The 14,160-nt window shown below is 71.7% G+C and carries 17 protein-coding genes and 1 pseudogene; 8 read left to right on the top strand and 10 right to left on the bottom strand.

What is annotated here, in order from left to right:
• From ABD901_RS41610 to ABD901_RS41590, 5 genes are all read right to left on the bottom strand, one after another.
• Positions 1-768 carry an ABC transporter ATP-binding protein gene (locus tag ABD901_RS41610; RefSeq protein WP_345136209.1) on the bottom strand — a complete coding sequence of 256 codons (768 nt, stop codon included), beginning with the start codon at positions 766-768 and terminating at the stop codon, positions 1-3.
• Entirely contained in the window at positions 765-1,298 is a 534-nt protein-coding gene (locus ABD901_RS41605; protein ID WP_345136207.1) for a PadR family transcriptional regulator, read from the bottom strand. Before ABD901_RS41605 ends, ABD901_RS41610 begins: the two co-directional genes overlap by 4 nt.
• A 57-nt stretch (positions 1,299-1,355) precedes the next feature.
• Entirely contained in the window at positions 1,356-1,721 is a 366-nt protein-coding gene (locus ABD901_RS41600; RefSeq protein ID WP_345136205.1) for a hypothetical protein, read from the bottom strand.
• A 248-nt stretch (positions 1,722-1,969) separates the two neighbouring features.
• Positions 1,970-2,179, bottom strand: a complete 210-nt coding sequence (locus tag ABD901_RS41595) for a transposase (protein WP_345136203.1) — start codon at positions 2,177-2,179, stop codon at positions 1,970-1,972.
• On the bottom strand, positions 2,176-2,817 hold the full coding sequence (locus tag ABD901_RS41590; protein ID WP_345136201.1) for a helix-turn-helix domain-containing protein: 642 nt from the start codon (positions 2,815-2,817) through the stop codon (positions 2,176-2,178). Before ABD901_RS41590 ends, ABD901_RS41595 begins: the two co-directional genes overlap by 4 nt.
• A 202-nt stretch (positions 2,818-3,019) precedes the next feature.
• Here ABD901_RS41590 and ABD901_RS41585 point away from each other — a divergent pair, with 202 nt between their 5' ends.
• Both ABD901_RS41585 and ABD901_RS41580 read left to right on the top strand, forming a co-directional pair.
• Entirely contained in the window at positions 3,020-3,646 is a 627-nt protein-coding gene (locus ABD901_RS41585) for a hypothetical protein (RefSeq protein ID WP_345136199.1), read from the top strand.
• Between the two features lie 574 nt (positions 3,647-4,220).
• Positions 4,221-5,240, top strand: a complete 1,020-nt coding sequence (locus tag ABD901_RS41580; RefSeq protein ID WP_345136197.1) for a zinc ribbon domain-containing protein — start codon at positions 4,221-4,223, stop codon at positions 5,238-5,240.
• On the opposite strand, the gene ABD901_RS41575 is transcribed toward ABD901_RS41580, so the two are convergent.
• Positions 5,237-6,304 (bottom strand): DUF2855 family protein, encoded by a 1,068-nt coding sequence (locus tag ABD901_RS41575; RefSeq protein ID WP_345136195.1) that lies wholly within the window; start codon positions 6,302-6,304, stop codon positions 5,237-5,239. The genes ABD901_RS41580 and ABD901_RS41575 overlap by 4 nt on opposite strands.
• Positions 6,305-6,352: 48 nt before the next feature.
• The gene (locus tag ABD901_RS41570; RefSeq protein ID WP_345136193.1) at positions 6,353-6,805 is read right to left on the bottom strand and encodes a hypothetical protein; all 453 of its coding nucleotides are present in this window, start codon (positions 6,803-6,805) and stop codon (positions 6,353-6,355) included.
• 78 nt (positions 6,806-6,883) lie between these two features.
• Between ABD901_RS41570 and ABD901_RS41565 the strand changes: the two genes are divergently transcribed.
• Complete coding sequence (locus ABD901_RS41565; RefSeq protein ID WP_345136191.1) at positions 6,884-7,753, top strand: RNA polymerase sigma-70 factor; 870 nt, start codon at positions 6,884-6,886, stop codon at positions 7,751-7,753.
• A gap of 44 nt (positions 7,754-7,797) precedes the next feature.
• On the opposite strand, the gene ABD901_RS41560 is transcribed toward ABD901_RS41565, so the two are convergent.
• Both ABD901_RS41560 and ABD901_RS41555 read right to left on the bottom strand, forming a co-directional pair.
• Positions 7,798-8,535 carry an SDR family oxidoreductase gene (locus ABD901_RS41560; RefSeq protein ID WP_345136189.1) on the bottom strand — a complete coding sequence of 246 codons (738 nt, stop codon included), beginning with the start codon at positions 8,533-8,535 and terminating at the stop codon, positions 7,798-7,800.
• 17 nt (positions 8,536-8,552) lie between these two features.
• Positions 8,553-8,981 (bottom strand): cupin domain-containing protein, encoded by a 429-nt coding sequence (locus ABD901_RS41555; protein WP_345136187.1) that lies wholly within the window; start codon positions 8,979-8,981, stop codon positions 8,553-8,555.
• Between the two features lie 132 nt (positions 8,982-9,113).
• On the opposite strand from ABD901_RS41555, the gene ABD901_RS41550 reads away from it, so the two are divergent.
• Genes ABD901_RS41550 through ABD901_RS41530 form a run of 5 tightly spaced genes read left to right on the top strand, consistent with a single transcriptional unit; the run spans position 9,114 to position 13,810 of the window.
• Positions 9,114-9,452, top strand: a complete 339-nt coding sequence (locus tag ABD901_RS41550) for a hypothetical protein (protein ID WP_345136185.1) — start codon at positions 9,114-9,116, stop codon at positions 9,450-9,452.
• A 3-nt stretch (positions 9,453-9,455) separates the two neighbouring features.
• Complete coding sequence (locus tag ABD901_RS41545; protein WP_345136183.1) at positions 9,456-11,561, top strand: bifunctional polysaccharide deacetylase/glycosyltransferase family 2 protein; 2,106 nt, start codon at positions 9,456-9,458, stop codon at positions 11,559-11,561.
• A gap of 8 nt (positions 11,562-11,569) precedes the next feature.
• The gene (locus ABD901_RS41540) at positions 11,570-12,166 is read left to right on the top strand and encodes an RNA polymerase sigma factor (RefSeq protein WP_345136181.1); all 597 of its coding nucleotides are present in this window, start codon (positions 11,570-11,572) and stop codon (positions 12,164-12,166) included.
• Complete coding sequence (locus ABD901_RS41535) at positions 12,156-12,749, top strand: hypothetical protein (protein ID WP_345136179.1); 594 nt, start codon at positions 12,156-12,158, stop codon at positions 12,747-12,749. The genes ABD901_RS41540 and ABD901_RS41535 overlap by 11 nt, the downstream gene beginning before the upstream one ends.
• 38 nt (positions 12,750-12,787) lie before the next feature.
• Positions 12,788-13,810 (top strand): M36 family metallopeptidase, encoded by a 1,023-nt coding sequence (locus tag ABD901_RS41530; RefSeq protein ID WP_345136177.1) that lies wholly within the window; start codon positions 12,788-12,790, stop codon positions 13,808-13,810.
• A gap of 49 nt (positions 13,811-13,859) precedes the next feature.
• Here the strand turns inward: ABD901_RS41530 and ABD901_RS41525 are convergent.
• Positions 13,860-14,160, bottom strand: a pseudogene (locus ABD901_RS41525) (discoidin domain-containing protein); the annotation flags it as partial.

Raw genomic sequence — 14,160 nt, 5'->3', positions numbered from 1 at the left:
TCAGCCCTCCAGTCCGACGAAGCTGCCGAGATCGCCCTTGGTTCCGCCGGTCATCCTGATCTCGTCGACGAACATGCCGTCGCGCATCGTGATCAGCCGGTCCGCGGTCGCTGCGATCCGAACGTCGTGAGTGACGACGACCAGTGTCTGCCCGGCCTGATGCAGGCTCTTGAAGAGCCGTAACACCTCCGCCGTGGCGGCGGTGTCGAGGTTTCCGGTCGGCTCGTCGGCGAGGACGACCTGCGGCTGGTTGCTCAGTGCGCGGGCGACGGCGACCCGCTGACGTTGCCCGCCCGAGAGTGCCGAGGGCAGGAAGTGGGCTCGGTCGGCGAGGCCGACTCGCTCCAGCAGCTCGGTGGCGCGGGCCCGCGCCCTGCGCGGGGAAGTCCCCGCCAGCAGCGTGGGCAGCTCAACGTTCTCCACGGCGGTGAGTTCGTCGGCGAGGTGGAACGCCTGGAAGACGAAGCCGACGGCCTCGCGCCGGAGCCGGGCCAGCGCTTTCTCGCTGAGCTGGTCGACCCGGCGGCCGGCCAGCCGGACCTCGCCGCCGTCGGGCCGTTCCAGCCCGCCGAACAGATGCAGCAGCGTCGACTTGCCGCAGCCGCTCGGCCCCATCACGGCCACCGTCTCCCCCTGGGCCACATCGAGGTCGACGCCGTCGACCGCGCGCACCAGCCCTTCTGCGCGGCCGAAGCTCTTGCGCAGCCCACGGGTGTACAGCACCGAGTCCGTCGCCGAACCCAGCGCCTGCGAACGTGTCGCCGTCATGATCCAGACCTCCCCCTGCTTCCGCTGTTCCACTTGCGATCGCACGCGTCCAGCCACTGCAGATCCGCCTGGAGCCGCAGCACGAGTCCTTCCAGCAAGAGTGCGGCATGGGAGCCGTCCGGCTCATCCAGCACGGCACACTGGGCGTCCCGCAGGCAGCGCAGCAGCTCACGGCGCTGCGCGCCCACGATGGCGATCGGGTCCGCAAGCCCGGCGGCTGCGGCCGCAACCAACTTGAGGTGGAACTCCGTCGGGGTCAGCCGCGGCCAGCCCACATCCGTGATCCAGTCGGCGACCCGCTGCTGGCCGGCCGGCGTGAGCACGTACACCTTGCGATCCGGCCGGTCCGGTCGGCCTTCCGCGTGCTCCCAACCCACCAGACCGGCCTTCTCGAGCCTGGTCAGCGTCACGTAGACCTGCCCGGGATTGAGCCCCTCCCCGAGCGGGCCCAGCGCCTCCCGCAGCCGTGCCCGCACCTCGTATCCATGCGATGGCTCCTTCGCGAGGAGCGCGAGGACGACTTCCTGCATGTCGGCTCCACCAATATAACGGTTAGCTATATAGATAGCGGTTATCCAACGATCCTGTCAACACCCTTGCCCGCCAGGAGAGATGAGCCAGGGGGCCGCCGAGCCCAGCCGACACTCTCCGCGCAGACCGTGCCCGGCTTCCAAGGACTCCGGAAGGCCGCCGATCGTGATCTCGGCCAGTGGCCCGCCCGTGGCGGCGATGATCACAACGGCGCGGGAGCAGATCATGTTTCGGGCGACTTTGCGCTTCGTCCCGCCGGTGAACAGCCAGGCCAGTACCGGCCGGACCACATCGGCCCCGAGCAGGATGGCGAATGCGCCGGTCCGGGTGGTGGTCTCGTCCGCGGGCAGGACATGCCCCAGGACCAGCGGCGCGCGGGTCAGTTCCCCACTGTCAGCGAGCAGGCCCGCGCACGCGGCCAAGACGGAGGCGACACCCGCAACTGCTTGTTCTGAGCCGCTTCAGCGCCTCAACTGATCTCAGTTCCAACCATCGTGGCCAGGTTCCAACCACCGTGTCCCGGCTCAACGGGCGAGCACCACCCCAAACAAGCGGTGGCCAACTAATTCCGGTAATGGCCAACTAACTTCGGTCGTCACAACCGCAAACGTTGGCCGGGTTTGGCGTGTCGCACAGCTTCTGTCGTACCTGTGTGCCAATTCCTCGGTTTCTATGGGTGGATTGGCAGTCGGGTCGGAACGCCGCCGTGGCAAAGGTGGATCATTTCGATGAGGTTGTCGAGGCTGGCATAGCCGTTGGCGCGGCGTTGGATGAGCCGGATGCCGGCGTTGATGCCTTCGATGCGGGAGTTGGATAGCCGGTGGGTGATGGCGGCGATGATGCCGTCGAAGTGGTGGCGGATGCGTCGGGCCAGTGTCATGAAGGCGTTGATGTTGGAGAGGGTGGCGGCGTGGCACCACTTGTCGAGGTGCTGATGGCGTGGATCCGCTGCCGCCCGGCCGCGCCGAGGGTGTCTAGGAAGGCGATCAGCGCGGTCTGGGTTCGGCCTTCCCGTATCCACACCACGTGGCCGGTGTCGTGGTCGGTGACGATGGTCAGGAACTTGCGGCCTTTGCGGTAGGCGATCTCGTCCACCCCGATCCGGGCCAGCTGGCGTAGTCGGTCGGCCGTGGCCGGCAGGTCGAGGTGGGCGGCGACCAGGCGTCGGACCAAGGCGTCGACCGTGTTCCACGAGGTACGTAGCAGTGTGGCCACGGCGGCCTTGGACATCCGGCGCACCAGCCACGCCGCCGTGTCTTCGAAGTCCCTGGTGTGCCGGGCTCCGGGCCGAGCCCACGGCACCTGCTCGGTGCGCACCCGCCCGCAGCCACGGCAGTCCACTCGCCGTACCTGCGCCCGCACGACAACCTTGAACCGGCCCAGGTCCAGGTGCCGCCACGACCGCTGCGACCGGTCATAGCTGGCCCTGCCGACGTGTCCGCACGGACAACGCAGCCGCCGGGACCGCAACCGCACGCTCACCAGGATCTGGGTGGCGCTGAACACCACCTTCTCCACGACAGTTCCGCAAGAGCCCAACAGGCGGTTGAATGCAGCATTGACGCGCACGTGCGTCTCCTCGGGTAGAAGATCTTGGTCGACTTCCATCCAGGTAGCACGTGCGCGTCAATGCGTTGCATCGGACACTCCGATCGCCCATCGTCGAGGCAAGATTCCGCGCGGACGACTGGGCGCGACCTCACTGCCTATGATTCGCGGCATGAGTGGCACTCCGTCGGATCCGGGTGCGCAGGGCGTAGCGGCGTCGAAGCCTTGGCATGAGGCGATATCCGGCTGGCGGCCCAACTTCAGACCCCCAGCGGTACAGTTCCGCTATCAGCAGGCCGAACTGCTCGCACTCATCGGCCGGCGGTTGATGGCCGGCTGGACGGGTTGGCACCTGGAACGCGAGAAATGGAATCCGGGCAGTCCGCTCGTGCTCGTGTTCGACGACGGTGTCCAGCTGGAACTCGCCTGGGAGTCGCACGCGGTCGACCACGTGTCAATCACCTGGAACACCATCGATCTGACCGCTCCACCCGAGATCACCGGCTCGCCGCACGAGTGGCGGTCATCGCATCCCGCTCCCGTCGCGGCGATTGCCGGACGCACCCTGACTGGGTTCGCGACGATTGAAACTCCGTACTTCAGAGGCGAGGACGCCGACTTCACCAACGGCCTACCGATGCACGCGGTTGCCGGCTGGGACATCGACGGCTTGTGGATCGAATTCGGCGACCGCGGCCTGCAGGTCTACAGCGGCGCGGACAGTACCTGGTTGTCCGCCGACCCCGTGCGGCCGGGCTACGAGACGGCCACCCGGTTGACCCGTTGGTCATCCCCATAAGGGCCAAAGAATCACCCAACGCTCATCCCCACAACTACTCCAGCCGTGCCACCGCTACATCCTGGCGAGCCTGCCAACCCACCCAAAGGAACTGAGGAATTGGCACCTGTGTGCTAAACCGTGGGTATGCCTCGCCGCCGGGACCCGGAAGCTGCGCGCGGGGTGTATCGCACTGCCCGGGTCGGGTTGCGGCTGACTCGGGGTCAGCGGCAGCGGTGTTTCGGCCTGTTGCGGTCGGCTGGTGATGTGTGGGCGTGCGTGGTGGAGGTCAACGCGTGGCGGCGGCAGCGCCGTGACGCGCTGCTCGCGTCGTATCAGGCGTTGTGCCGGGAGTTGGCCGCGGCCGGGCCGGGCACGTTCGGCGACCTGGACAGTGTCGGGGCCCGTTCGGTGCTGCGCCGTTACGCCGATGCCTGGTTCGCCGCGGCGCAACGCCGCCGCGGCGGCGACGTGACGGCGCGGTTCCCGCGGCGGCGGCGGCGCAGTCTGGTGCCGGTGCGCTGGTATCACAGCACCTTCACCGTCGACGGCCGACGGCCGACGGCCGACGGCTTCGGCTGCCGGCCGGCCGCCGGTGTGGCTGTGGCTGGACCGGGTGGTGCCCTACCCGGCCGAGCAGGTCCGGTCGATAACCCTGCTGGCAGATGGTGGCCGGCTGTGGGTGGAGGTCACCGCCGAAGTCCCGATCGCCGCCTACCCGGCCGGTGCCGGACCGGACCCGGCCCGGGTCGCCGGCGTCGACCTGGGCATCATCCACCCCTACGCGGTCGCCGGCCCGGACGGCCACGGGCTGCTGGTGTCCGGGCGGGCGATCCGCGCCGAGCACCGGATGCATTTGGCCGACATCAAGGCCCGCCGCCGCGCCACTGCGGCCCACGCGCCGAAGCCTGGGCAGTGTGGGTCGCGGCGGTGGCGCAAGATGCGCCGCCGCGCTCGGCTCGTCGAGGGCCGGCACCGCCGCCGGGTACGGCAGGCGCAGCATGAGGGGGCCAAGGCCGTGATCGGCTGGGCGGTGCAGCGGCGGGTCGGGACGTTGACCGTCGGCGACCCGCGGGGCGTGCTCGACCACGATGCGGGGCGTCGGCACAATTTGCGGCTGCGGCGGTGGCAGATCGGCCGGGCCATCGCGATCCTGCGCGACAAGGCCGAACTCGCCGGCATCACTGTGACGCTCGTCGGCGAGCGCGGGACGTCCTCCACCTGCCCCGCCTGCCGCCGGCGCATCCGCAAACCGGCTGGGCGGACGATGACCTGCACCACCTGCGGCATCTCCGGTCACCGTGACCTGTTCGCGGCGGCCACCATCGCCACCCGCACCCCGGGCGGCGGCACCACCACCACGGCAGCCGTGCTGCCGCAGGTGGTCACGCGCCGTCGAGCGGGACGGCACCTCCCCGGTGCCGGACCGTCCCGGCGTGACCCCCGCCGACCACACCCACCACTGGCAACAGCGGTGGTGGGTGCGGCGGTAGGAGGGTCAGTTGGCCGGCTGAGGCCCGCCCCACCACGGTGGGGAGTCGCTCGACCGCAACCACGTGGCGAGGAACCACAAACACCCACCCAACCCGGTCAACGTTTGCGGTCACAGCACTAGGGGCGGATGACGTGGCCGGTCCGCGGTGGCGTCCGGCCGGCCGCGACCTCCAGCCACGCCGAACGCAGCGCCTCCGAGCCCGAGCCGACGTGCACGTCGATCCAGGCGGGAGCCGCGGCGGCGAAGCGCTGCCAGGACTCGGCGAAGCGGGCGTCCAGGGCCTCGCGGCCCCAGTCCTGGGCGCGCTTGCGCATCTGGTTGGGCGCGAAGAAGAACTCGTCCGCGGCGTCCATGTTCGGGGCCTGGTTGGTCAGGCCGACCGCGATGTCGCGCACCAGGTGCTCGCCCAGGTGTGACCGCAGCGCCCGGCGCGTCTCGGGAGAGCCGGACAGGTCCAGATACACCGTCGGTACTGCCTCGAGCCCGCCGATCTCGTCGTAGGACAGCACGTCGTCGTAGCAGCCCAGCGACCGCGTGAACTCGACGTTGCCCGGCGAGGTCAGGCCCACCGCGCGCGGGCCGCGGCCCTGCAGCTCGAAGGCGGTGGCATAGGCGGTCTTGCTCGACGCCGAGGACAGCACGACCGTGCGCGCGCCGTAAGCGTCGTGGTCGAGGACCTGGTCGGCGAGCATGAACGAGGTGAAGAACAGCGGGCGGTACAGGACCAGCAGGTCCTCCCACTCCGGGCGGTACGCCTCGTCGCCGGTCGTGAGGCGGTACGCGTTGTAGGGCGAGGGCAGGTCGGCGCGGTGTGCGCTGGCGTCGCGGAAGCCCGTGTCGCCGACGCGGTCGGGGCGCACGACGAGGTGGCCGGCCGGCGGCAGGTATCCGTACAGCCGCTGGCCGGCCTCGACGCCCGGCACGCACGAGGCGACCACCTCGGCGAAGCCCCACAGCGGGACCAGGCCCCACTGCGGGCCGAGGCCGTAGGCGGCGGGCGGGAAGAACTCCCAGTACCGCATGGCCGTGCCCAGCACCGCGTAGGTCACGTTGTTGGCGGTGACGCCGACGCGGTCCACCCGCAGCAGCGCCTCCCCGCCGGCGAGGCCCGGCAGGTCGCCGGCCGTGATGGAGGTGTGCGCAAGGTCGTCGCGATCGACGGCGAAGGTCCACGTCGGCGTCATGGCGTGACGGTACCGGGTAACAATAAGCACCGCCAGTGCAGATTTATCTCACGTGAGCGTGTAGGAGAACTCGGCGTGCCGGCCCGACGTGGCGCCCTCGGCGCGCACGGTGATGACCGTGCCGGGGCCGCTGCGGATCGCGTAGTCCCAGGTCCAGGCGCCGTTGTTGTCGGCGTAGACGGTCCACTTCGGGCGGCCCTCGCCGACCACCGCCACGTTGACCTGCTCGTTGTAGCCGAAGCCGCTGCCCTGCATGCGGCAGGTGTTGCCGTTGGGGACCTTGGTGCAGCCGCCGAGCTTGGCCGGCTGCGCGGGGACGCCGGTGCGCTCCGTTTTGGTGGCAGCGGGCTTCACGGGTACCGCATCCGTGGTCTGCTTGGCCGTCGCGGGTGGAGGCGGCGGCGGGGCGCCGCCGGCGTCGTTGTTGCCGGAGCGGAGGGAGCCGCAGCCCAGCGTCAGCGTCAGCGCGCCGGCGGCCACGAGCAAAGTGGGAGTACGCATAGCCCGACGATCTAGCCTGGAGAACTGGCGGGCATCGTGGTCAGCACCGAGAAAACACGAAAACTGGGGAGGGCTGCCGTGGACCTGGACGAGGCGGCCGAGGTCTTCACGCAGATCCGGCCGCGCCTGTTCGGCATCGCCTACCGCATGCTGGGCATCGCCGCCGAGGCCGAGGACCTTGTGCAGGACGTCTGGCTGCGCTGGCAGGCCACCGACCGCGCCGTCGTGGCCAACCCGCCCGCGTTCCTGGCCACGACGGCCACCCGGCTGGCCATCAACGCGCTGCAGTCCGCGCGGGCGCGGCGCGAGACCTACATCGGGCCGTGGCTGCCCGAGCCGGTCGACACCTCCGCCGACCCCTATCTCGGCGCCGAGCGCGGCGAGGCGCTCGAGCTCGCGGTGCTCATGCTCATGGAGCGGCTGTCGCCGACCGAGCGCGCCGCCTACGTGCTGCGCGAGGCGTTCGACTACCCCTACCCGCGGATCGCCGAGATCCTTCAGGCCAGCGAGGCGGCGGTGCGCCAGCTGGTGAGCCGCGCCCGCAAACATGTGACCGGCGAGCGGCGCACCCCGGCGTCGGAGTCCGCGCAGCGGGAGCTGCTCGCCACCTTCCTCGAGGCGGCCCGCTCCGGCGACCTCCACGCGCTCGAGCGGCTCTTCGCCGCCGACGTGGCGAGCGTCTCCGATGGCAACGGCGCACGCCGCATCGCCCGGAAGCCGGTCGTGGGCGCCGACCGGGTCGCCCGCTACATCGCGGCGTTCGGCAGCTGGTTCTGGGAGGGCATGGAGGCGACGTTCACGAGCACGAACGGCCGCACGAGCGCGATCCTGCGCCGCGGCGACGAGCTCGTCGGCGTGGTCACGGTCTCCGCCTCCGACGAGGGCATCGAGCACATCCTGTGGATGATGAACCCGGACAAGATCACCGAGATCGCCGGCCGCGCCTGAGGGCCCGCACGGCATCGTGCGGGCCCTCAGGGTACCGATGGAAATCAGTGCTTGGCGAGCCAGTCGCGGTAGTGGGTCGGCGCGATGACCGCCCCCTCCTTCGCGATGATGGCGTCGCCGGGCACCGCCGCGAACATGCCCGCGGCCGGGTCGATGGTGACCTTGCGCGGGTCGCCCTTCGCCTCGAGGGTGATGCGGCCGAGTTCGTCGAGCGTGAACACGTCCGGTCCGGCGACGTTGCGGATGCCGCCGAGGGGGCGCCCGGCGCTGACGTCGGCCACCGCGCGGGCGACGTCGGCCGCCGCCATCGGCTGGATCGGCGTGGGCGACAGCCGGACCGTGTGCTCGTCGGCGGTCCAGGACAGCACCGCCTCGACGAACTCGAAGAACTGCGTGGCGCGCACGATGGAGTACGGCACCGGGCCGGCCGCGAGGAGCTGCTCCTGCAGCGCCTTGGCCCGGTAGTACACCAGGTCCGGCACTTCGTCCACGCCGACGATCGACAGGACCACGGCGTGGCCGACGTCGTGGCGGCCGGCCGCGGCCAGCAGGTTGTCCATGCTGGCCTGGAAGAACGCCGGCGAGGCGTCGTCGAAGGTCGGCGAGTTCGACAGGTTGACCACGACGTCGGCGCCCTTGAGCGCGTCGTCGAGGCCGGCGCCGCTGAGCAGGTCCAGCCCGGTCGACGGGGAATGCGGGACGGCCTCGTGGCCCTCCGCCTGCAGCATTTTGACGACCTGGGAGCCGATGAGGCCGGTCCCGCCGATCACGGCAATCTTCATATCCATCTTCTCTTTCGTCAGTTCTTCGCGCGCCGGGAAGCGCGCCGTTCGAGCTCGTCCGCCTCGACGACCGTGAGCATGGGCTGGTCCGGGGCGCACATCATGGTCACGACGAAGCGCAGCGGCACGTCGTCGCGGTTGTTTCCGTCCTGGTAGTGGATGACGTCGCCGCCGGGCTCCCAGAACGCCTCGCCGGCCCGTACGACCCGCATCGGCTCGCCCTCGAGCTCGAAGCGCATCTCGCCCTCGGTCACATAGCCGAAGCACGGGCCGGTGTGGCGGTGCGGCGGCGCGCCGGGGCTGCCCGGCGGGTAGTCGACGACTACCGTCATCACGTGGGCTCCGCCGGGGATGGCGGGCTGCGCCTCCTGCAGCACGGTCAGCGCCGTGCGCCACGAGTCGGCCAGCGCGGTGGGGCCCGCGCGGGTCGAAGAGCTCTTTGCCATGAGATCCTCCGTTGGTTGTTCGGTCGCAAGCTATGACCGGGCAGCTCTCCCGGTTGTGACAGCTCTTCCCGAAAACCCGGGTGTAACGCCGGGGCCGGCGGCGCCGCTTGTTGCTGTGTGGAACCTGTGTTCATGGATCGCAGCGGCCGGCGGCGGCGGCTGTTCACCGTTCTCGGCGCGGGGGCCGGCATATTGCTGATCGCCGTCGGCGGACTGCTCATCGCCGGCCTGCTGGGTTCCTCACCCGTCCCGCTGCCCGGCCTGCCGAACAACGGCCGCGGCGTGTTGCAGCGCGGCAACACCGACGGTGACGGCCTCGGCACGGCCCCGGTGCCCGCCGCGCGGACCACCTCCGCACGGCCGCGGGCCGGCGCTACGACCCCCGCTGCGGCGGCGACGCCGACCACCGACAAGCCGGGCAACCGCCCGACGGTGCACCCCGGCAACGGCAAGCCGAGCCGGACGAAGTAGCCGATGGCACCACACGGAACCCGCCGCGCCCGCCGCGAACCCCGGGCGCACTGGTTACTGCTGCTCCTCGCCGTCCTCGTGCTCCTGGGCGAGCTCTGCCTCGACGGCTACGCCGCCGGAGCGGGCGGCGAGGCACCGCACGCGTCGGCGCCGACGTCCGGGCAGGCACCCGTCGGCGCCGACGCCCCGGTCCTGCGCATCGCGCCGGACGGCGGCGTCGGCGCGGCCGGGATGCCGGCCGGCACCATGGCGCTGACGTTCGACGACGGGCCGGACCCGCGGTGGACGCCGCAGCTGCTCGACCTGCTGCGCCAGTACCACGCGCACGCCACGTTCTTCGTCATCGGTGCGCAGGTCAACCGCTATCCGGAGCTCGTGCGCCGGATGGTGGCGGAGGGCCACGAGGTCGGCGTGCACACGTTCACCCACCCGGACCTGTCCGCCGAGCCCGAATGGCGGCAGCGCCTCGAGCTGACCCTGACCGCAAACGCGATCGCGTCGGCGACCGGGCGCGCGCCGCGGCTGATGCGCCCGCCGTACTCCTCGACGCCGGACGCGCTCGACACCGCCTCGACCGCGGTGCTGCGCACGGCGGCGGGGCAGGGCTACCTCGCCGTCCTGGCCGACCGCGACACCCGCGACTGGGAGCGCCCGGGCGCGGACGCGATCGTGCGGGCCGCGCTCGCGGGTCCGCCCGGCGCCGGATCGGTCGTCATGCTGCACGACGGCGGCGGCGAGCGGTCGCAGACCGTGGAGGCCACCCGCCGGATCCTCGCGGGCGGGCAGGCCACCCGCTTCATCACCGTGCCGGCGGGGCTGGACCTGCCGCAGGCGCCGGCGGCCGGGCGCCGCGCGGTCGTGTACGGCACCGCGCTGCGCTGGAGCCAGTCGGCCGGCCACGTGCTCGCCATCGCGATCCGGTGGATCGTCGCCGCGGCCCTCGCCCTGGCCCTCGTGCGGCTCGCCGTGCAGCTCGTCGCCGCGCGCACGCACGCCCGCCGCTCACGGCAGCGCGCGGGCCAGCGCCGCTACCTCGGCTCGGTCTCGGTCATCGTCCCGGCGTACAACGAGGCGGCCAACATCGCGCAGACGATCCGCTCGCTGGCCGCCTCCGACTATCCGCACGTCGAGATCGTCGTCGTCGACGACGGCTCGACGGACACGACCGCCGACATCGTCCAGCGGCTGCGCCTGCACATGCCCGCGCTGCTGCTGGTGCGCCAGGCCAACGCCGGCAAGCCGGCCGCGCTCAACGCCGGCATCGCCGCCTCGCACGGCGAGCTGCTGGTGCTGGTCGACGGCGACACGGTCTTCGAGCCCGACGCGCTCGGCCGGCTCGTGCAGCCCTTCGCCGACCCGGAGGTCGGAGCGGTCAGCGGCAACACCAAGGTGGCCAACCGCGACGGGCTGCTCGGGCGGTGGCAGCACCTGGAGTACGTCGTCGGCTTCAACCTCGACCGGCGCATGTTCGACCTCGGCGAGTGCATGCCGACCATCCCCGGTGCCATCGGCGCCTTCCGGCGCTCGGCGCTGCGCGACGCCGGCGGCGTGCCGGCCGACACCCTCGCCGAGGACACCGACCTGACCATGGCCGTGCTGCGCTGCGGGTGGCGCGCGGTCTACGCCGATGGTGCGGTGGCCTGGACGGAGGCGCCGGGCACCGTGCGGCAGTGGTGGCGGCAGCGGTACCGCTGGTGCTTCGGCACCATGCAGGCCGCCTGGAAGCACCGGGCCGCCGTGTTCGAGCGCGGCGCCGCAGGGCGTTTCGGCCGGCGGGGCCTGCTGTACCTGGTGCTCTTCCAGATGCTGCTGCCGCTGTTCGCGCCGCTCGTCGACGTCTACGCGCTCTACGGCGCGCTGTTCCTGCCCTGGACCCAGGTCGCCGCCGTGTGGTTCGGGTTCACCGCGCTGCAGATGGCCACGACCGCATACGCGCTGCACCTGGACGGCGAGCCGGTCTCGTCCGTGTGGAGCGTGCCCCTGCAGCAGATCGTGTACCGGCAGCTGCTCTACCTTGTGGTGGTGCAGGGAACGGTAGCGGCGTTGCTCGGCGGTCGGCAGCGATGGCGGCCCATAGCGCGCGCCGGCCTGGCCGCGGCGCGCCGATGACGGTGTCGATGCAGCGCGCACTCGACGAGGACCTCGCTCCGGCGCTCGCCGCCGCCATCGAGGGCGATCCGGCATCGTTCGCCGTGCTGTGGCGAGCGCTGCACCCGCTCGTGCTGCGGTACCTGCGGGTGGTGTGCGGCGACGCCGCCGAGGACGTCGCCTCGGAGACGTGGCTGCAGGTCTCGCGCGACCTGTCGCGGTTCCGCGGCACCTCGACGGCGTTCCGGGTCTGGCTGTTTCGCGTCGCCCGGCATCGCGGCATCGACGAGAACCGGCGCGCCTGGCGCCGCCACGAGGAGCCGCACGACGCCGTCGACCGGTTACAGGCCTCCGCCGTCGTGCCGGACGTGGCGGCCGAGGTGCTGGAGATCGCCGACACCGACCGAGCCGTCGGGCTGATCGCCAGCCTGCCGCGCGAGCAGGCGGAGGCCGTCATGCTGCGCGTCGTGGCCGGCCTCGACGTGGCCGGCACGGCCCGGGTGCTCGGCAAGCGCTCGGGCGCGATCCGCATCGCCACCATGCGCGGGCTGCGGAGGCTGGCCGAGCACCCCCAGATTCGTGACTACCGCAACGCCGCCGCCGAGGACGGTCGAGATGAATCCTGACGAACTCCCGCACGGCCGGCTGGGCGAGCTGCTGCGCGCGGCCGCCGCGCCGGGCCGGCCGCACGAGCTGGCCGGCGAGGTGGCCGCCGTCGCCGCCTTCACCCGGGCGTACCGGCCGGCGAAACGGCTGCGCCGCCGCATCGTCGCCACCGCCGTCGCCGTGTTCACCGCGGCGTCGATCGGCGGGACCGCCTTCGCGGCCGAGACCGGCCACCTGCCCGCCCCGATCAGGTCCTGGTTCGACAGCGCGCCCGACCCGACCACGGCGGCGGCCGCGCCGAGCCTACCGTCCGGGCCGCGCAGCGTGCAGCCGCCGGGGCAGGCCACCGCCACGACGGCGACCGGCTCACCTGCGGCGATCTCACCGGCCGCGGCCTGCCGGGCGTTCCTGGCCTCCCAGGCGGACCCGCACGCCCGGAAGGTCACCGCCGACGAGCGTAAGGAGCTCGCCCGCCTGGCCGGGGGCTCGGGCGAGCCGGTGATAGAGGCCTACTGCCAACGGTTGCTCGGCGTGACCGTCACGGCGACGAAGGAGCCCGACAAGCCCAAACCCAGCCATCCCGCACATCCGTCGCGCAAGTAAGGGCGTAACCCGGCGGGACCCTGCGCCGCTGCTTCGACATGCGACGAAGCCTTACGCTGATCGGGGTGGCGGTCACCGCCGCCCTGATCTCGACGACCCCAGCGGCCTCCGCCGGCACCACGGCCGGGACCGCCGCCGCCACCGTCTTCGCCCCCAACCCCGTGCAGACGCTCGGCCGGCAGGACCTCACCGACGCCAAAGACGCCGACCTGCCGGTCTTCGCGGGCGCGTATCGCCGCGTGACCCTCACCGACCTCGACGGCACCGGCCGGCTGGCCGGGCGGTACGTGATCGTGAAGAGCTCCACCGGCAAGGCCGCCACGACCGTCGACGGCGCCTTCCCCGCCTGGCACCGCGACGCCGACCAGTTCGAGCAGGTCATGGGGTACTACTGGGTCACCACCGCCCAGCTGTACCTGCAGCATCTCGGGTTCGGCTCCGCGCTGCGCCCGGTCAACCAGCGCCAGATCGAGCTGCGCATCGACCAGTACGGCGGCGACAACTCGTTCTTCCGCGACGACAAGGCGAACATCAGCCTCGGCAAGGGCGGCGTCGACGACGCCGAGGATGCCGAGGTCATCGTGCACGAGTACGGCCACTCGGTGCAGGACGGCCAGGTGCCCGGCTTCGGCACCACGCTGGAGTCCGGCTCCATCGGCGAGGCGTTCGGCGACTACCTCGCCGTCGCCGTCACCAGCTGGGCGACGGGCACACCGACGCTGACCCCGGAGGCGTGCGTCGCCGACTGGGACTCGACCTCGTACACCAGCACGGCCCCGCACTGCCTGCGCCGCCTCGACGGCAACAAGCACTACCCGGCCGACGTCATCGGCGAGGTCCACGCCGACGGCGAGATCTGGTCGCGGGCGCTGTGGGACATCCGCACCGGCCTGGGCGACACCCGCGCCACCACGCTCATCGTCGAGGCGCAGTTCTCGTTCACGCCCGACATCACGTTCGCGGCCGCGGCGCAGGCCACGGTCGACACCGCGCAGCGGCTCTACGGCACCGCCGCCGCCAACACCGCCCGGGCCGCCTTCGCGGCCCGGGGCATCCTGTAGTTCCTTCGGGACGGTGCCCGGCGGCGGACCGCCGCCGGGCACCTGCCGGCTACGGGTAGCTGACCACGTTGTGCGGGGTGACCTTGCTGGGCAGGGCGGCGTCCCCGGTGTCGTTGATGACGTGGGTGATCGAGCCCTTGCCGAGCGACACGGTGAGGATGTCGTGGAACTTCACGTTGCTGTTCACCGGCGCCTCGTAGCTGTGGTACGCCGCGATCGACGGGTCGGTGGTGAAGACGCAGTAGCTGCCCATGCCCCACGCTTCGTGGGAGGTGACGTTGTTGGACACCTTGTAGGCGGCGTAGCCGGTGATCCCGTCGTGGGACCAGGCGGCGGCGGACGGCGGGTCG

It is taken from the genome of Dactylosporangium darangshiense (assembly GCF_039537565.1).
Taxonomy (GTDB): domain Bacteria; phylum Actinomycetota; class Actinomycetes; order Mycobacteriales; family Micromonosporaceae; genus Dactylosporangium; species Dactylosporangium darangshiense.
This window is presented reverse-complemented; position numbering and strand designations above follow the sequence as displayed.